Genomic DNA, 16,906 nt, shown 5'->3' with positions numbered 1-16,906 from the left:
CGCGCCTCCTGGCCGCAACGGCCCCGGCCACCGGCGCGAGATCAGGACGACCGCACCTCCGGTTCGCTGACCGGGCCGGCCCCAACACCGACCGGTGCCGGCCGGCCCGCGCGGCGTTCCCCGGCCCCGCTGCCCAACCGGACCTGCGAGGCAGCGCGGAACTCCCGGCGGACCCACAGCGGCCCGAGCAGGAGCAGCAGCAGTGCGGCGACCGGCATCATCGAGGAGGCCAGCTGCTGGCCCGCGGTCATGTCCATCGGCTTCGCCGGGAACTCCGGCACGCCCACCCACCAGAACACCCGCAGCGTGAACACCGCCACGAGCAGCACGGCCACGGCGGACAGGCCGGCCGAGCGCCGTTGCCAGGCCCGCACCACCAGCCACACCAGCAGGGGGACCACGTACACCCAGTGGTGCTCCCAGCTCACCGGCGACACCAGCAGCCCGGTGAGCGCCGCGGCGCAGAAGCCCAGGAAGTCGGAGCCCCGGTGGTGGACGTACCTGGCCACCGCGAGTCCCAGCACACCGACCAGGGCCAGCACGACGATCCACCAGCCGGCGAACACCTCGCTGTGCGACACCCTGGCCATGGCCGCGGCCAGTGACTGGTTGGGGGTGCTGAACACGGCGCCCGCCCGCGACGACTGGAACACCAGGCCGCCCCAATACTCCAGGGAGTCGGCCGGTGCCACCGCGAAGCCCGCCGCGACCGTGCCCGCGAACGCCAGCACCGCCGTCCGCGCCGCCTTCCACTGGCCCGTGACCAGCAGGTAGGCGATGAAGATCAGCGGCGTCACCTTCAGCCCGGCCGCCACGCCGATGCCCACGCCGCGCCACCGGCCCGCGTCGCGGCGGAAGTCCAGCAGCACCAGCAGCACCAGGAACGCGTTGATCTGGCCGAAGATCAGGTGGATGCGGGTCGGCAGCAGGCAGAACACCAGGGCGAGGCCGACGACGGTCAGCACCAGGCGCGTCCTGGGGGCGCGGACGTCGGCGACACCGAGGGTGATCCACACGATCGCGCCCAGCGCGATCAACGTCGCGGTGTTCCACAGCAGCCCGGCGGTGCCGAACGACAGGAAGGTCAAGGGGACGAAGAACAGCACGGCGGTCAGCGGCGGGTACAGGTACGGCATCGGCCCGTACAGGGGTGACATGATCACCACGTCGTACAGGGACTGGCCGTCGCGCACCGCCTGCCCGCTGGCGATGTAGACCCACAGGTCGGCCATGTAGCGCACACCCCAGTGCGCGTCACGGGTGTAGAGGACCTGGGCGGTCAACGCCAGGGCGAACGCTGTGATGGCAACCGCGGACCAGGTGAGCACCCTGGTCCTGGTGTCAGCGCGAGTGGACACGGTCGTCGACCTTCCTCGTGGGTTCGGTGGCCGGGGGCGGAGCATCTGGGCGGGGGCCGAGCATCAGGTCGTCGTGGGTGGCCAGCCGCACGCGCGCTCCCTCGATCCCGAGGCGGTCCAGGACGCCGACTGCGTCGAACTCGTCGCAGCCGTTGAGCAGGAGGCTGACCGACCCACCGGCCTCGACGACCTCGTCGGTCACGCGCAGCGCGCCCGCGGGCACGCGGGCACCCGCCGGCAGCCGCACCACGGTGGCGATGTCGAACCGGGCACGGCGGCGTGGACCGTCGCGGCGGGTCGCGCGCACCTCGTGCTCCACCGCGGCGGCCAGCAGCCCGGCGGTGCGGTCCCACCGGAAGCCGCCGGCCCAGTCGCGGCAGCGCCGGGCGAGCTCCTGCGCCTGCCGCGGGTCCGCCTGCGGGGCGAGGTGACGTGCGACGGCAGGGGCGAGGTCGTCCGGTGAGCCGGCGACCTCGCCGACCCGCACGAAGTCACGGGCGCCGACGGCGTCGAGCGCCACGCACGGCACGCCGTGGGCGGCGGCCTGCAGAACCGCCTGCGCGGGCAGCTCGCCGGCCGCCGCGGAGACGAACAGCCACGCCCGGCGCAGCGCCGCCACCCGCTCGTCGGCGGACACCCGGCCGCGGAACTCGACCGCGTGCGCGACGTCGAAGTCGTGCGCGATGCGCACCAACCTGGGCAGTTCCGGCCCGTCGCCGAGGACCTCCACCCGCAGCCGCGGGTGCTGCGCCAGCACGAGCGGAAGACCCCGCAGCAGCGCGTCCAGGTGACGTTCGGGCGCGGGCGCCACCACCACGGGGTGGTCGGCGCGCTCACCGCTGCCGGTCGCGGGCGCGGCACCGGGCGGTGCGACGAGCACGGGGCCACGCAGACCCACGCGGCAGCGCAGTTCGTGGCGCGCCGACGGGGACAGCACGACCGTTGTGCGGCGGTCGCCGGCCCACCGCGCCAGGCGCACCGGCACCGGCAGCCGCTTGCGCCCACCGCGGTGCGACCCCAGCTCCAGCCGCACGACGGGGATGCGCCCGCGCCCGGCCAGCCATGCCGTGGCCACCGCGCCGTCGGTCGCGTCCACCACCGCGTCGAAGCGGTGTGCGTGCCGCAGCACCCACACCACCAGCGAGGCCGGCCGCGCGAAGCGCCGGACCGCCACCCCCGTGACGGCCTCGTGGGCGGGCGTGCCGGTCACCGCCAGCGTGACCCGCGTTCCGCCGGCGGCCCAGCGCCGCACGACCTCGCGCACGTACCGCTCGCCCTCCGCCGCCGGGTCGTAGCCGGACACCACGAGCACCTGTCGCCGGGTGCTCATAGCGCCGCCTTCGCCCGGTACAGGCGCACCAGGTCCGCGAACGCCGCACGGCCGTCGTGCAGGGGGCGGAAGGTGGACCGCTGGTCGTCGGTCCAGGCCACGGGCACCTCGGCGATGCGCCCCCCGGCCAGCCGGATGCGCCGCAGCAGCTCCACGTCGAACGCGAACCCGTCGACCTGGCACCCCGCCAGCGCCCGCTGCACGGCCACCCGTTCGAAGAGCTTGAACCCGCACTGGGTGTCGTGCACCTCGGGCACCAGGCGGCGGGCCAGCGCGCGGAACACCGCGCCGCCGACCCTGCGGCTCAACGGCTGCGGGATCACCAGCTCGGCACCGGGAGCGTGCCGGGACCCGATCGCCGCCGCCGCGCCCGCTTCCAGCTCCGCCACCGCGCGGGTCAGCGTCCGCACCGGGGTGGACAGGTCCGCGTCGAGGAAACCGACGAACCGGGACGTGCTGCTCTCCAGGCCGCGGCGCACGGCCGCGCCCTTGCCGGGGCGGGCACAGCCGATGACCACCACGTCGGGATGACCGGCGACGGCGGTGGCGGTGCCGTCGGTGCTGCCGTTGTCCACCACCACGACCCGCGACCGCCACGGCCGGTCGGCCAGGAACTCGGTCAGCTCGGCGAGCGTGGCGGGCAACCGGCCGGCCTCGTTGAACGCGGGCACCACCAGCTCCAGGTCCACTGTGGAGCGCAGCCGGGGGTCGTGGGCGGCGCGCTGCCGGGGCAGGACCACCGGGGGCGCTGTCATGACCGGTCCCCTTGAGCGGCCGCGTCGGCGACCAGCGAGCCGCGCGCGGTCGTGTGCCGGGAGGCGAACAGCTTCGGGTGGTTGGCCCGGATGCCGTCGACCACCACGTCGTACGGGAAGTCGTCGAACTCGCCGTGCTCGCGCAGGAACTCCATGTGCCGGCGGCCGTTCTCGTCGTACGGGTGGTACATGCTGTCGGTGCGGCCGTCGAACTCCAGCGGCTTGATCCGGTAGAGCTTGCACAGCATCTTGTTGAACACCGGGGTGGCGCGCACCCACCTGCCGTCGAGGAAGACGGTGGCGAGGCTGTGGTAGGTGAAGACGTTGCCGCCCATCAGCTCTTCCAGCTGCGGTGACGCGAGGTGGTTGCGCACGTCGCCGTAGTAGAGGCGGCTCGGGATGCCCACGGACCGCACGGCAGCGGCGTACACGATGGACTTGTGGACGCAGAACCCCGTGCCGCGCTGGATGATCGCGCTCGCCTTGAGGCCGTCACGGGTCAGGTCGGCGCCGTAGACCTCGTAGTGGATGCCGTCGCGCACCGCGTAGTAGAGGGCGCAGGCCCGTTCGACGTCGGTCATGCCCTCGCCGCCGCCGGGCAGCACCCCGTGCACGAAGTCGCGGACGACGTCGCTGTCGTGGTCGAGGAACTCGGTGACGGCCAGGTTCGGGTGGAGCAGGCCGGTGTTGGCCGCTTGCACAGACATCTTCGGTCACTCTCCTCATAAACCCATCATGGAAGCGATGCGCTGCCGCTGGATGTCCGAGGTTCCGGAGTAGATCGTCCCGGCGACGGCGTTGCGCAGGTCCTTCTCCAGCCCGTACTCCGCGGTGTAGCCGTACCCTCCGAAGAGCTGCACCGCGGACAGGGCCGTGCTGACGTTGGCCTCGCTGGCCTGGAGCTTGGCGATGGCCAGGTCCGCGGTGACGTTCTTGCCGTTCTGGAGCTTCACCGCGGTGTCGTAGAGCCACTTGCGCGCGGTCTCCACCGCGATGCGCATCTCCACGACCCGGTTCGACACCGACTGGAACGACCCGATCTTCTGTCCGAACTGGACCCGCGTGCGGGCGTAGTCCACACAGCGCTCCAGCCGGTGCTGCATCTCGCCGACGTTGATGATGAAGGAGCACAGGATCTCCCACTTCATCACGTGGTCGAGGATGAGGAACCCCGCACCGGGCGAGCCGACGACGTTCGCCGCAGGCACCCGGCAGTCGTCGAAGTACAGCTCGCTCAGGGGCGAGGTGCGCAGCCCCATCTTGGCCACCGGTTTGCCCACGGTCAGACCGGGTGTGTCGCGGTCGACGAGGAACGCGGTGATGGCGGCGGGGCTGCCGCGCTTGCCGGTGCGGGCGTAGACGACGACCACGTCGGCCAGCGGCCCGTTGCTGATGAACGTCTTGCTGCCGTTGAGGACGTAGTGGTCGCCGTCGCGCACCGCGGAGGTGCGCATGGCCATGACGTCGGACCCGCCCTCGGGTTCGGTGATGGCGTGCGCGCCGATGACCGAGCCGTCGCACACCCCGGTGAGGTAGCGGTCCTTCAGCTCCGCTGAGCCGAAGCGCTGCAGCGGCACGCCGGTGCTGACCATGTGCGTGGACACCGAGAAGCTGAACCCGCCGTCGCGGCAGGTGTGGCCGAGGCCCTCCAGCACGTACATGGTGGTCAGCAGGTCCTGGCCGAGACCGCCCCACCGCTCGCCGAACGGCAGGCCGAGCAGCCCCGTCTCGCACAGCACCTTCCAGGCGCCCTCGGCGAACTCGCCGCCGGCGTCGCGCTCGACGTGGCCTTCGCCGAGCACCGGGCCGAGCTCCTCGACCGCCGCGCGCAACGAGCGCTGGTCCTCGTTCCACTCGATCATCACGTCACACCCCTTCCGCGACCGCTGTCCGCCGCGTGCGCAGCGCGGTGCGGTCGACCTTGCCGGTGGAGGTGCGGGGCAGCGCCTCGTCGCCGATCTCGAACGCGCCGGGGATGGCGGTCCTGGGCAGCGCGGCGGCGCAGTGCGCCCGCAGGTGCAGTCCGTTGAGCCGCGAGCCCGGCGCGCGGCGGACCACCGCGCGCAGCACGGTCCCGGCCTCCTCGTCGGGGAGCGGGACCACGGCGGCCTCGACCACCTCGGGGTGGGCGAGCACGACGTTCTCGACCTCCTGGACGTTGGTGCGCACGCCGCGCACCTTCACCTGGTGGTCGGTGCGGCCGGTGAGGTGCACGAGCCCGGTCCCGTCGCGGCGGACCAGGTCGCCGGTGCGGAACCAGCCGTCGTGCCACCGGTCGCGGGTGAGCTCGGGGTCGAGGTAGCCCTCGGCGCGGAACGGGGTGCGCACCACCAGCTCGCCGCTGTCGGCGTCGCGGTCCTCGTCGTCGACGATGCGGAACTCGACACCGTCGATCGGGGTGCCGATCGGCGTCGGCGTGCGGGTCGGGTCGATGCGGTGCACGAAGCTGTCGTTGGTCTCGGTGCAGCCGTAGACGTTCCACAGCCGGGCCTGCGGGAAGGCGGCCGCGACGCCGGTGAGCAGTGCGGGCGGAGCGGCGTCCCCGGTGAGCAGGACCTCCCGCACGGCCGGGAGGACCCGCCCGGTCGCGGTGACCAGCCGGAAGAACAGCGGCACCGCCTGCACCACCGCGGGTGCCCACTCGGCGCACAGATCGGCCAGGTGGTCGCCGTCGGTCGCGCGTTCGGGGTCGACCAGGTCCGTGCGGGCGCCGACGGCCAGTGCCGCCCACAGGTCCAGCAGGCACAGGTCGAAGTTGAGCGGCGCGTAGTTGAGCACCCCGACGCCGGGGCCGATGCCGAACGTGCGGGCGGACCAGGCGAGGAACTCGTCCACGCCCCGTTCGGCGAGCACGACGACCTTGGGCGTGCCGGTGGAGCCGGAGGTGGTCAGCAGCAGACCGGGTCCGGGCAGCACGGCGGCGTCGGCGCCGGTCGTCCGCACGCCCTGCGGGGTGAGCACGTGCGAGCAGCCGACCTGCTCGCACAGCCGCAGCAGGGCGTCGTGGCCCAGCGTCGCGGAGGGCAGCAGCACCCGCCTGTTCTCGCGGAAGCACGCGATGAGCAGTGCGATGGTCTCCGGCGACTTGTGCGCGGGCACGCACACCGGCGCGTCGGCCGGGACATCGTGCAGCAGCGACGCGGACTCCCGCGCCAGCCGGTCCAGGGAGGCGTAGTCCACCGCGGCCCCGGCCCAGGACAACGCCGGGGCGTGCGGTCGTGCGTCCACCTGCGCGGCGAACGCGGTCACGAACGATGTGGTGGGCATGGTGGTTCCCCAGTCGAGGTCGGGCCGGCTCAGCGGCCGGCGGTCAGCAGTCCGCCACCGGGCACCCGCGCGTCCAGGCCGGTGAGGTCGAGCAGTCGCCACAGGCACGCCTGGTTGGAGGTCACGACCGGCACGCCGAGCCGGCGCTCCAGCTCCTCGACGGCCTCCCAGGAGCGGAAGCCGCTGCCGGGCAGCAGCAGCCCGTCGGCGTGCGCGGGGAAGGCCGCCGCGGCCTGGCGGCACACCTCGGCGGGGTGCACGTCCCAGCGCCCGCCGCGGTCGAAGAGCCGGTGGCGCTCGACGCCGTCCCACCGCTCGCCCAGCCGGAAGGGCACCAGCGCGGCGGGTTCGAACCCGGCGGCCGTCAGGTAGGACTCCGCGGCGGCGAACGTCGGCGCGGTGAACCACGGCGGCGCGAGCACCATGGGACGGCGCACGCCGAGCGTGGTCAGCGCGGCGCGGATGGCCTGCCCGGCGGTGTAGACCGGGGTGCCGCCGGTCAGCTCCGCGGCCGCGGCGGTGAACCCGGTGTCGAACTCCAGGCCGCCGAAGAAGCTGGCCGACCCGAAGCACAGGCAGATCGCCGAGACGCCCAGCTCGCCGAGCTGCACCAGGCCGCGCCGCACGTCCGGGCTGGACACCACGCGTTCCCAGGACTCGCTGGTGTACTCGGCGCCGGTGCTGGTCGGGCTCTCGAAGCGGGCCGTGTGGACGGTGACGCCCGGCGGCGCCATGGCCCACAGCTCCGCCTCGACCACCGGGTCGTTGTGCACGACCAGCACCCCCAGCCGCGCGGTCCAGGCCTGCGCCCTCACGACCGGCTCCCCTCACGCCGGACCGGCCCGAACCAGGCCAGCAGCGCGCCTGCCGCAGCCGCCACGGCGGTGGTCACGAACGCCGCGGCGAACGCGCCGGCGTCGGGCTCACGACCGAGCACCAGCACCAGCACGGCCACGCCGAGGGCGCCCGCCATGTACTGCGAGGTCGTCATCAGCGCGCTTCCGGTGCCCTGGTTGCGGTCCTCGACGTCGGCCGTGCCGGCGATGAACATCGACACGTAGGTCACGCCGTGGGCGAAGCCGGTGATCAGCAGACCCGGCAACAGGTGCACGACGTAGCTGTCGCCGTGCGCCTGGAACGCGAGCAGCAGCAGGCCGGCCGCGTCCGCGACGAACGCCAGCGCGAGCGTGGCCCGCACCCCGATCGCGGCCACGATGCGCGCCGCCACGGAGTTCGCCACCGCGATCGCCACCGCCATCGGCAGGAACGCCAGCCCCGCGGCCAGCGGGTCGTAGCCGCGCAGCTGCTGCACCAGCAGCGTCACCACGAAGAACTGGTTGCCGACGCTGGCCATGTAGAGCGCCGTGGTGCCGCAGCCGACCAGCAGCGAACGGGTGCGCCGCAGCACGGGGTCGACCAGCGGGCGTTCGCTGCGCCGCTCCTGGACCACGAACCAGGCGAGGAGCACCGCGGCCGCGCCGAACGCCGCCAGGGCACCGGGGTCCGTCCAGCTGCCGCCCGCCGTCAGCGTCAGCGCCAGCGCCGCGGACAGCACGGCACCGGTGCACAGCACGGCGCTGGGCACGTTGAGACCGCCGCGGTCAGCGGTGGTGATCTCGTTGCGGGGCAGGAGCTTCGGCGCGGCGAACGCGCAGATCGCCGCCAGTGGCAGGTTGATCAGGAACACCCACCGCCAAGACACCGTGGTCAGCAGGCCACCGATGACCACGCCCGCGGCCAGCCCGGACGCGCCGACCGTTCCCCACACGCCCAGGGCGCGGTTGCGGGCGGGTCCGGCGGGGAAGGAGGTGTTGATCAGGGCGATGACCGCGGGCTGGAGCACCGCGGCCGCGACGCCCTGGGCGGCGCGGGCCACCAGGAGCAGCGGTGCGCTCGGCGCGAGGCCGCCCAGCAGCGAGGCCACGCCGAACAGCAGGGTGCCTGCGATGAACAGGCGGCGCGGGCCGAACCGGTCCGACACCCGGCCGCCGACGACGAGGAACCCGGCGAAGAACACCGCGTAGCCGCTGACCACCCACTGCAGGGAGCTCTCGGTCAGCGCCAGGTCCGCGCCGACGCTGGGCAGTGCGATGTAGACGATGGAGTAGTCGAGTGCGATGAGGAACTGCGCCACGGCGAGGATCGCGAGTGCCGCGTTCGCGGTGCGCCCGCGTGCCGTGGCGTCTTCCGTACTGGTCATGGTGATCACCTCGAAGGGGTGCTGATCGGGAGGAGGACGGTGCCGAGCCCGAGCGCGTCGGCGTGCACGGCACTCGCCCCCGCGGCCAGCAGCTCGTCGGCGGTGGCGACGCCGGTGGCCACGCCCAGGGCGGTCATGCCCGCGGCACGGGCCATGGCCATGTCGTCGACCGCGTCACCGACGACGACGCAGTCGGCCGGGATGACGCCGAGCCGGTCGGCCGCCAGCAGGGCCAGGTCGGGGTGCGGTTTGCCGCGGTCGGCCATGCCGTGGCAGACGAGAACGTCGAAGTGGACCAGCAAACCGGTGGCCGCCAGCAGCTCCACCGCGCTGCGGTGCACCTTGCTGGTGACCGCGGCGACGGGACGGCCGTCCGCGCGCAGGCCGTCGAGCAGCTCGGGCACGCCGGGCAGGACCAGCTCGCGCGCCGACGGGATGACCACCTCGGTGAACAGCTCACGGGCCCGGTCGGCGGCGCGCTCGGCACCGGGGTGTTCGGGCGGGAGGCCGAGCAGCAGCGCCAGGGAGGCGACCAGCGGGCGGCCGACGGTGGCGCGCAGCCGCGCCTCGTCCGCAGAGCCGCCGTTCTCGGCCACCACCTGGCGCAGCACCGCCGTCATCCCGGCCGGCGTGTCGACCAGCGTGCCGTCGACGTCGAACAGAACGGCGGTGCTCACGCCTGCTCCTCCGGGCGGCTGCGCTTGAGCGCCGAGGCGAACCCGGCGGCCAAGGCGCTGGTGGACAGCAGGACCGACCGGTTGGCCTCGCCGGTGCGGCCGCTGGTGGCCTTGCCGACCGCGCTGAGGATGGCCGGCGTCACGTCCTTGCCCTGCACGCCCGCCGCCTCGGTCTCGGCCTGCTTCTCCCGCACCAGCGCGTAGACCTCGTCCGCGGGCAGGGCGTCCTCGGCGTGGATCGGGTGGGTGACGAGGAAGCCACCGGTGTTGCCCACCGCCCAGTGCAGGCGCACCGCGGCCGCCAGCTCGTCGAGGTCGTCCACGCGGCGCGGGTTGCGCTCGCCGCTGGAGACGCTGTAGTAGGCCGGGAAGTCGTCGCAGCGGTAGCCCACCACCGGAACGCCCTGGGTTTCCAGGTACTCCAGGGTGAGCGCCGGGTCCAGCAGCGACTTGGCACCCGCGCAGACCACGGCCACCCGGTGCCGGGTGAACTCCACCAGGTCCGCTGAGATGTCGAAGCTGCGCTGCGCTCCGAAGTGGACACCGCCGATGCCGGCGACCGCGAACACCTCGATGCCGGCCCTGGCGGCGGCGACCAGGGCCGCGGAGACCGTCGTGCCGCCGTGCCCACCGCCGGCCAGCACGGGACCGAGGTCGCGGGCCCCGACCTTCGGCACGGTCGGCGTGGTGGCGAACAGCTCCACCTGCTCGTCGGACATGCCCACCACGAGCCGGCCGGACACGATGCCGGTGCGGGCGGGCACGGCGCCTTCGGCGCGGATGGCCTTGTCCATGTCGAGCGCGGTCTGGAGGTTCAGCGGGTGCGGCAGGCCCTGCACCACACCGGAAGACTCCAGCGCCACCACCGGCCGGCCCTCGGCCAGCGCGTCGGCGACCTCCTCGGACACCGAGAAGAACTCGTCGCGTGCGGACACCGTGAACTCCTTCGCGTCGTGTCTTGGGGTCGGCCGGTGGCGTGGAAGCGGGAGCGCTCCCACGCCACCGGTCGCCGGTCAGTACTGGGAGAACTCGTCCGTGTCGAAGTTGTGCCGCTCGTCTCCGCGCAGCGGCGGGTTGAAGACGCTGATCAGCTCCAGGTCCTGTTCGGGGGAGGCGATCAGGAAGTGCCGGTCGTGCCGGTCCAGCGCGTACATCACGCCCGGCTCGATCTCGTGCGTCGTGCCGTCCTCGTCGATCACCTGTCCGCGCCCCGCGATGCAGTAGCACGCCTCCAGGTGGTTGCGGTACTCCAGCGGGGACTTCGACCCCGCCTTCACGACGGTGTGAGCGATCGTGAAGCCCATGTTGTCCTTCTGGACCAAGAGCCGGTAGCTGAGCCCGTTCCCCCAGTCGATGCCGTCGATGCCGGCCTTGTCGCGCACGATCATGTGCGTGAGCCCTCCCTCTCCTCGGTCTTTCAGACGTAGGTGTGTGCGTCCGCGATGAAGGCCGTGATGGCCTCCACCGAGCTGAACTGGGCCGGGGAGACGTCGCGCTCCTCGACCGGGATCTCGTAGCGCTCGCCCACCCAGGCGATGAGGCGGAGCAGGCCCAGGCTGTCCACCACCCCGTTGTCCAGCAGGTCGTAGTCGGACGGGAGCTGGTCGGGTGTGACGTCCGGGGCGAAGGTGGTCACGATGAACCGCTTGACCTCGTTCTCGATCGACACTCGTGGTCCTCCTCCTGGGTTTGTCCGTGCTGCCGTTGTTCGGTCAGCAGGTCGACGAGCAGCACGTGGTCCGCACCGGTGCGGCCGGCGCGCTCGCCGGTGACGACCTGCCGCAGGTCCGCCTCGACGGGACGGCCCTGCGGGCACGCCGCGCTCAGCAGCGCCAGGTCGTCGACGAACCGGCCGTCCACCGCGCCGGTCAGCGCCGCGGGCAGCTCGCCGCCGCTGGCGTTGACCAGCAACGCCCCGCGGGGCAGGTGCGTGGGCCACGTGTCGAGGCCGGCGCCGGAGGTGACGACCACGAGGTTCGCCCCGAACACCGCCTCAGCCGCCGTGGCGGCCACGTGCAGCCCGATGCCGGTCCGGTGGAGCCCGTCCACCAGGTCGCGGTCCAGCGGCGCGCCGTCGAGCACGCGGACCGCGACGTGGGTCAGGTCCGGCACGGAACGGGTCAGCGACTCCAGCTGAGCCCGCACCGCCTGGCCCGTGCCCACCACCGACGCGGTGACCACGCCGGGTGCGAGCAGGTACCGGGCGGCCAGCGCGGTGAGCACCGCGGTGTGGTGCTCCTGCGCTACCGCCGACCGCAGCGCACCCGTCACGGCCGCACCGGTCATGAGCCGCTCGACCACGACGTCCACGAGATCGGGCGCCAGGTGTCGCCTGGAGCCCACCTGGGAACAGTTCACGTGCGCTGCCCTCCGTGGTCGCCGCAGCAGGTACGGGGACAACGGTGCGGGGCGGCGCTGTCGATGCGCTTTCCGCCCGCTATCGGTTGCGGGCCAGGTGCTGTGAGCGCGGGGAAGGCGCGTCGAAGGCGCGAGCGGGTCTGCTGGTCGCACCGAGCCAGAACGGCACGGACGGAAGGAGAATCCGGTGCTGAAGTCCCTGCTCACCGCGGTCGTGGTCGGTGTGTCCGTCATCGCGGGCCCTGCGGCGGCCGTCCTCGCGGACTCGACGGCCACGGCGGCCGTGCAGTGCCCGCCGGACACCCACTGGAGTGACAAGCTGCAGATGTGCGTGGACGACACGCACTGGTGAGCGGATCGACCGACGCAACGGCCCGGCCGGCAGCACCCGCCGCCGGGCCGTCACGCGGAAAGCCCGCTCACCCCACGACGGACCCGCACGCCAGCCGCTCGCGCAACCGCGCCACGAGCTCGACCGCCTCGGCGGACTCGATGCCGTACAGGAGCACGAGGGCCTGCTCGACCCGCTCCCGCGACTCCGCGCCGTCGAAGTGCTCCGCCAGCAACGCGAGCGCCTTGGCCTGCCACAGCGCCGATCCGAGCTCGTCGAAGAGCCGCAGGGCCTCCTCCAGGTGCGCCGCGCCCCCGTCCACGTCGCCACGGGCGAGCGCGATCTCGCCGAGCGAGTACCGGGACCTGGCTTCGATCAACCGCTCCCCCACCCGCCGGGCCAGCTGCAGCGCGTTCACCAGCGTCGTGTCGGCGTTGTCCAGCCGCCCCTCGCGCTGCCGGAGCAGTCCCAGGCCGTGCACGGCGTAGACCTCGCCGATCCGGTCACCGTTGTCGCGCACGATGCGCAGCACGCGGTGCAACGCGTCCCTGGCGGCGTCGAGCTGACCGGTGGCCAGGTGGAGCTCGGCGAACCTGTGCTCCACCTGCGCCTCGACCCGCAGGCAGCCGGTCTCCCTGGTGATCGTCAGCGCCTGGTCCAGCAGGCGGGCCGCGCTCTCGGTGTCCCCCTCGTCGACCCGGTGCTTGGCGATGCTGCGCAGGACGTGCGCCTCGCCGATCCGGTCGCCCACCGCCCGCAGCACCGCCAGCGCTTCGAGGTACTTGGCCATCATCGCGGCGGTGTCGCCGCGGAGTCCGTGGACGTGCGCGTAGTTCCGCAGCACCAGCGCCCTGCCGTGCTCGTTCCCCACCGCGTCGAACAGCTCCAGCGCGACCGTGAAGCACCTCTCCGCGTCGTCGAGCCTGGCCTGGAACACGTGGAGCGTTCCGAGGGAGTACTGCGTCGCGGCCATCCCGAGCCGGTTGCCCGCCTGCCTGGCCGCCTCGTGGGCGAGCCCGGAGCACTCCAGCCAGTCGTCGAAGTACCCCTTGGCCTCGAACAGCGTGACGGAGGTCAGGGCGAGGTCCCAGCACAGCTCGTCCAACCCGGCCTCTGCGGCCTGCCGGACCGCCGCCACCAGGGCCCTGCGCTCCGCCTCCCACCAGTGCGCGGGCTCGCCGAGGTGGTCGTCGAGCTCGGCGGCGCCGGGGTGCCACCGGCGCGCGGTGCCGTGCAGGACGGTGTAGTCGCCGCCGTACTCGCGCCGGTGCGCCTCCTCGGCCAGCGCCAGCCAGCCGCCCAGCACCCGCCCGAGCGCGTCGGTCCGCTCCTCCTCCGTGGTGTCCTGCTGCAACCGTTCGGCGGCGTAGACCCGGATCAGGTCGTGCAGCCGGTAGCGCGGTGACGCCTCCCCGTACTGGACGATGTCCACCAGCTGGGCGTCGACCAGGCTCTCCAGCACCTCCTCGGCCTCCGCCGCGGTGGTGTCCAGCAGTGCGGCGGCCGTCCACCCCGGGAAGTCGGGCGCCGTGACCAGCGAGCACAGCCGGAACAGCCGCCGGGCCTGCTCGCCCAGCACCCGGTGGGTGATCTCGAACGTCGACCGCAGCTCCAACCCGTGGTGGGCGAACTCGTCCAGCCGCCGCGCCTCGTCGTGCAGCCGCCGGACCAGCCCGCTCAACCGCCAGTGCGGCCGGGACACCAGCCGCGCGCCCGCGATGCGCAGGGCGAGCGGCAGTCCGCCGCACAACCGGACCAGCTCCACCGCCGCGTCCGGCTCGGCCCCGGCCCGCGCCGGGCCGATGATCCGGTTCAGCAGTTCCAGCGACTTCGCCACGCCGAACACGCCGACGTCGAGCTGCCGGACCCCCGGCAGCCCGCTCAGGCGGACCCGGCTCGTCACGATCACCGCACACGACGGGCTGCCCGGCAGCAGCGGCCGCACCTGCGACTCGTCGGACACGCCGTCCAGCACGAGCAGCACCCGCTTGCCGGACAGCTTGCTGCGGTACAGCTCGGTCCGTTCCTCCACGTCCTCCGGCACCGCCGAGCCGGCCACGCCCAGCGCCCGCAGGAACCGCGCGAGCAGCTTGGCCGTGTGGTCGTTGTCGCCGGCCGCCCCCATGTCGGCGTACAGCTGGCCGTCCGGGTAGCGGCTGCTCAGCTGGTGGGCCGCGCGGGCCGCGAGCGTGGACTTCCCGACGCCCCCCTTGCCGGAGATGGCGATGATCGGCATGCTCCAGCGCTTGTCCTCGTCCACGTCCAGCAACCGCATGATCTCGTCCAGCTGCTCCTCGCGGCCGGTGAAGTCCGCGATGCTGGCCGGCAGCTGCCGCGGCACCACGCCCAGGGCCGGCCGTTCACCGGCGGCGGGCGCGGGCGGGGCCGGCGGACCGAGCGGCAGCGGTGACTCCGGCACACCGAGTGCCGCGTCCCCGCGCAGGATCGCCTGCTCCAGGTCCCGCAGCTCCTGACCGGGTTCCAGCCCCACCTCCTCGATGAGGAGCGCGCGGGCGCGCCGTCCCACCTCCAGCGCCTCGGCCTGGCGCCCGGTCCGGTACAACGCGAGCATCAGCAGCCCGTACAGCCCCTCCCGCAGCGGGTGCCCGTCCACCAGCGCCCGCAGCTCGACGACCACCTCGCGGTGCCGCCCGAGCCCCAGGTCGAGCCGGATGCGGGCCTCGATCGCGGCCAGCCGCTGCTCCTCCAGCACGGTGGCGCTGCGCTGCACCAGATCACTGGGCAGGTCCGCCAGCGCGGGCCCCCGCCACAACCCCAGTGCCTCGCGCAACGTCGCCGCCGCGTCCACGGGTTTCCCGCTCTCGGCCAGCTCCCGCGACGCCGCCACGAGCTCACCGAACCGGAGGCTGTCCACCTCCCCGGCACCGAGCCGCAGCACGTACCCCGGTGGGCGGGTCACGATCACGTCCGACCGGCCGGCGTCGGCGAACAGCTTGCGCAGCAACGAGATGGAGATCTGGACCTGTCCCCGCGCCGTCGACGGCGGAGCCGTGCCCCACACGGCGTCGATCAGCTGCTCGACCGGCACCACCCGGTTGGCGTTGAGGCCGAGGACCGCCAGCACGACCCGCTGCCGCGGCCCCCCCAGCTCCACCGGCCGGCCGTCCAGGACCAACTCGACCGGCCCGAGCAGCCCAAGCCCCATGTCAAGCTCCCGTTCCCCCGTCACGGTGGCTCGATCGCCACGGCACGCCGACGTGCACGACGCCGCACGCCGCGGGCGACGTTGGATCTTCGCCGAGGCTACCCCAGGCGTGGGAGCGTTTTCTTCACAAAAATAGTGGTCCCGTGGAATACACCCGAACAGCCCAAAGGGCGAGTTTCTTCAGCATTGGGCCGAATTGCTCGGGAACCGAGCGATGAGCGTTCTGCGCGCTCCGCAACCGCATAGCCCGTCTGGAGCAGTCGCGCAATACCGAACCCCATCCCCTGAAACCGCCTGCGGCATCAGACATCTCAATGGCCGGGCACGTTCCCCATCACAGTGCGCATGGGAGCACGTCTCGCCCTCGACCTCGCCGGTGCAGGTGAGAGACCTCCACCTCCCACAGAGACCGCGCGGGTGTCGGCAACGGGCTCGCGGGCAACTTCGACGACCTCGAAGCCTTTGTGGCGATGACCGCGACCGGCTCGTGCTTGAGCCGCACGCCCCCATGGCCGTGCGCATTGATGCCGCCGCAGCGCTCACCGTCCAGAGCCTGCCGCCAGGCCGTGAACCGAATTTCGGAATCGCCACGCCTCCCCTGCCAAACCCCGGAGACGGTCAGGGCCACCCTTCATTGGAATGGCCGCAATACAACCACATGAGGTGAAGAACCTCCAGTTCACCCATTCGGTTCGCTGAACGTTGACGCAGGTGGAACGCCTGGATGATAGGTTCACGCCAGATCGGCGACGGATTTCCGCACCCGCAATAGCCTGATCTTCGATCACCGTGGATCACCACCAAGATATGCCACTCGCGTTCCCATCTGCGAAAGCGATCGAACATGTCTCGCAGTCCCGAATGGCAGGCGCACCGCACGCTGCCGAGCGACCTCATGACCGCCCGGCCGAGGATGACCGTCCACGTCCAGGCCGTGTTGCGACTGCTGCTGTCCGACCCGGCCGCGGAGCACTTCGGGCTGGAGATCGCCAAGTCGGCCGGCATGATGCCCGGCACCGCTTATCCGATCCTGGCTCGCCTGGTGCGGCTGGGCTGGCTCGAGACCCGCTGGGAGAACGTCGATCCCCGCGCGGCGGGCCGACCCAGGCGCCGGTTCTACCGGCTCACCGAGACCGGTGTGCTCGCCGCGCGGCCGGCGCTGGCCAAGGCGGGGTCTTCGCGGCCGCTCGGCTGAAGCGGCCGCCGCTCGCCGAACCTCCACACCCCACCGCTCAACGGCGCAGCCGACGTGCACCGAACGGCAGGCGGCCGAACGAGTGACGTCCTCACCCCGGCGGGATGACGCCGTTGCGTCCGCACTGAAATCCTGTTGATCAACTCAGCCGAAGGAGTGGCTCCGCGTCCGGCCGAATGGCGGACGTCGAACCGCACACCCCGGCGACGCCGTACAACCACACAGAGGACGTAGAGCGAGCGGTGAGCACGTTGCGCAGGAGCAAGAGC

16 protein-coding genes are annotated in these 16,906 nt (G+C 72.8%); 2 read left to right on the top strand and 14 right to left on the bottom strand.

The annotated features are described in order from the left end of the window. Positions 1–41 precede the first annotated feature (41 nt). The 13 genes from ACZ7CH_RS05280 to ACZ7CH_RS05220 form a co-directional block, all read right to left on the bottom strand. Positions 42–1,358, bottom strand: a complete 1,317-nt coding sequence (locus ACZ7CH_RS05280; protein ID WP_470373213.1) for a glycosyltransferase 87 family protein — start codon at positions 1,356–1,358, stop codon at positions 42–44. Then, on the bottom strand, positions 1,342–2,688 hold the full coding sequence (locus ACZ7CH_RS05275) for a glycosyltransferase family 4 protein (RefSeq protein ID WP_470373212.1): 1,347 nt from the start codon (positions 2,686–2,688) through the stop codon (positions 1,342–1,344). Before ACZ7CH_RS05275 ends, ACZ7CH_RS05280 begins: the two co-directional genes overlap by 17 nt. After that, on the bottom strand, positions 2,685–3,443 hold the full coding sequence (locus tag ACZ7CH_RS05270; RefSeq protein ID WP_470373211.1) for a glycosyltransferase: 759 nt from the start codon (positions 3,441–3,443) through the stop codon (positions 2,685–2,687). The genes ACZ7CH_RS05275 and ACZ7CH_RS05270 overlap by 4 nt, the downstream gene beginning before the upstream one ends. Further along, positions 3,440–4,150: a transglutaminase-like domain-containing protein gene (locus tag ACZ7CH_RS05265; protein ID WP_360402102.1), complete on the bottom strand. Its 711-nt coding sequence runs from the start codon at positions 4,148–4,150 to the stop codon at positions 3,440–3,442. The genes ACZ7CH_RS05270 and ACZ7CH_RS05265 overlap by 4 nt, the downstream gene beginning before the upstream one ends. 15 nt (positions 4,151–4,165) lie before the next feature. After that, on the bottom strand, positions 4,166–5,305 hold the full coding sequence (locus tag ACZ7CH_RS05260; RefSeq protein ID WP_360402105.1) for an acyl-CoA dehydrogenase family protein: 1,140 nt from the start codon (positions 5,303–5,305) through the stop codon (positions 4,166–4,168). Between the two features lie 4 nt (positions 5,306–5,309). Beyond that, a complete protein-coding gene (locus tag ACZ7CH_RS05255; RefSeq protein ID WP_360402108.1) occupies positions 5,310–6,710 on the bottom strand; it encodes a class I adenylate-forming enzyme family protein in 1,401 nt (466 codons plus the stop codon). A gap of 29 nt (positions 6,711–6,739) precedes the next feature. Then, positions 6,740–7,525, bottom strand: a complete 786-nt coding sequence (locus ACZ7CH_RS05250; RefSeq protein ID WP_360402111.1) for a maleate cis-trans isomerase family protein — start codon at positions 7,523–7,525, stop codon at positions 6,740–6,742. Next, positions 7,522–8,910: an MFS transporter gene (locus ACZ7CH_RS05245; RefSeq protein WP_360402114.1), complete on the bottom strand. Its 1,389-nt coding sequence runs from the start codon at positions 8,908–8,910 to the stop codon at positions 7,522–7,524. The genes ACZ7CH_RS05250 and ACZ7CH_RS05245 overlap by 4 nt, the downstream gene beginning before the upstream one ends. A gap of 5 nt (positions 8,911–8,915) precedes the next feature. Further along, positions 8,916–9,587, bottom strand: coding sequence for an HAD family hydrolase (locus tag ACZ7CH_RS05240; protein ID WP_360402117.1), 672 nt, complete (start codon positions 9,585–9,587; stop codon positions 8,916–8,918). Next, positions 9,584–10,522, bottom strand: a complete 939-nt coding sequence (locus tag ACZ7CH_RS05235; RefSeq protein WP_360402120.1) for a pseudouridine-5'-phosphate glycosidase — start codon at positions 10,520–10,522, stop codon at positions 9,584–9,586. The genes ACZ7CH_RS05240 and ACZ7CH_RS05235 overlap by 4 nt, the downstream gene beginning before the upstream one ends. A gap of 78 nt (positions 10,523–10,600) precedes the next feature. Then, on the bottom strand, positions 10,601–10,975 hold the full coding sequence (locus ACZ7CH_RS05230; protein ID WP_360402123.1) for an ectoine synthase: 375 nt from the start codon (positions 10,973–10,975) through the stop codon (positions 10,601–10,603). Between the two features lie 29 nt (positions 10,976–11,004). Continuing rightward, positions 11,005–11,256, bottom strand: coding sequence for an acyl carrier protein (locus ACZ7CH_RS05225; RefSeq protein ID WP_458433515.1), 252 nt, complete (start codon positions 11,254–11,256; stop codon positions 11,005–11,007). Next, a complete protein-coding gene (locus tag ACZ7CH_RS05220; RefSeq protein ID WP_470373210.1) occupies positions 11,220–11,930 on the bottom strand; it encodes a hypothetical protein in 711 nt (236 codons plus the stop codon). Before ACZ7CH_RS05220 ends, ACZ7CH_RS05225 begins: the two co-directional genes overlap by 37 nt. A 202-nt stretch (positions 11,931–12,132) precedes the next feature. Here ACZ7CH_RS05220 and ACZ7CH_RS05215 point away from each other — a divergent pair, with 202 nt between their 5' ends. Continuing rightward, the gene (locus ACZ7CH_RS05215) at positions 12,133–12,297 is read left to right on the top strand and encodes a hypothetical protein (protein ID WP_360402132.1); all 165 of its coding nucleotides are present in this window, start codon (positions 12,133–12,135) and stop codon (positions 12,295–12,297) included. Between the two features lie 67 nt (positions 12,298–12,364). Here ACZ7CH_RS05215 and ACZ7CH_RS05210 read toward each other — a convergent pair whose 3' ends face one another. Further along, complete coding sequence (locus tag ACZ7CH_RS05210) at positions 12,365–15,442, bottom strand: AfsR/SARP family transcriptional regulator (RefSeq protein WP_470373209.1); 3,078 nt, start codon at positions 15,440–15,442, stop codon at positions 12,365–12,367. An 844-nt stretch (positions 15,443–16,286) separates the two neighbouring features. Between ACZ7CH_RS05210 and ACZ7CH_RS05205 the strand changes: the two genes are divergently transcribed. Next, a complete protein-coding gene (locus tag ACZ7CH_RS05205; RefSeq protein ID WP_470373208.1) occupies positions 16,287–16,637 on the top strand; it encodes a PadR family transcriptional regulator in 351 nt (116 codons plus the stop codon). Positions 16,638–16,906 lie beyond the last annotated feature (269 nt).

It is taken from the genome of Lentzea sp. NPDC037011 (assembly GCF_055607425.1).
Note: the sequence above shows the minus strand (reverse complement) of the source record. Positions and strands in the feature narration are given on the sequence as shown.

Excerpts from the sequence above, each read along its gene's own strand:
- ACZ7CH_RS05265 (WP_360402102.1), bottom strand. The coding sequence starts at position 4,150 with ATGTCTGTGCAAGCGGCCAACACCGGCCTGCTCCACCCGAACCTGGCC.
- ACZ7CH_RS05260 (WP_360402105.1), bottom strand. The coding sequence starts at position 5,305 with ATGATCGAGTGGAACGAGGACCAGCGCTCGTTGCGCGCGGCGGTCGAG.
- ACZ7CH_RS05230 (WP_360402123.1), bottom strand. The coding sequence starts at position 10,975 with ATGATCGTGCGCGACAAGGCCGGCATCGACGGCATCGACTGGGGGAAC.
- ACZ7CH_RS05270 (WP_470373211.1), bottom strand. The coding sequence starts at position 3,443 with ATGACAGCGCCCCCGGTGGTCCTGCCCCGGCAGCGCGCCGCCCACGAC.
- ACZ7CH_RS05205 (WP_470373208.1), top strand. The coding sequence starts at position 16,287 with ATGTCTCGCAGTCCCGAATGGCAGGCGCACCGCACGCTGCCGAGCGAC.
- ACZ7CH_RS05255 (WP_360402108.1), bottom strand. The coding sequence starts at position 6,710 with ATGCCCACCACATCGTTCGTGACCGCGTTCGCCGCGCAGGTGGACGCA.
- ACZ7CH_RS05245 (WP_360402114.1), bottom strand. The coding sequence starts at position 8,910 with ATGACCAGTACGGAAGACGCCACGGCACGCGGGCGCACCGCGAACGCG.
- ACZ7CH_RS05210 (WP_470373209.1), bottom strand. The coding sequence starts at position 15,442 with ATGGGGCTTGGGCTGCTCGGGCCGGTCGAGTTGGTCCTGGACGGCCGG.
- ACZ7CH_RS05275 (WP_470373212.1), bottom strand. The coding sequence starts at position 2,688 with ATGAGCACCCGGCGACAGGTGCTCGTGGTGTCCGGCTACGACCCGGCG.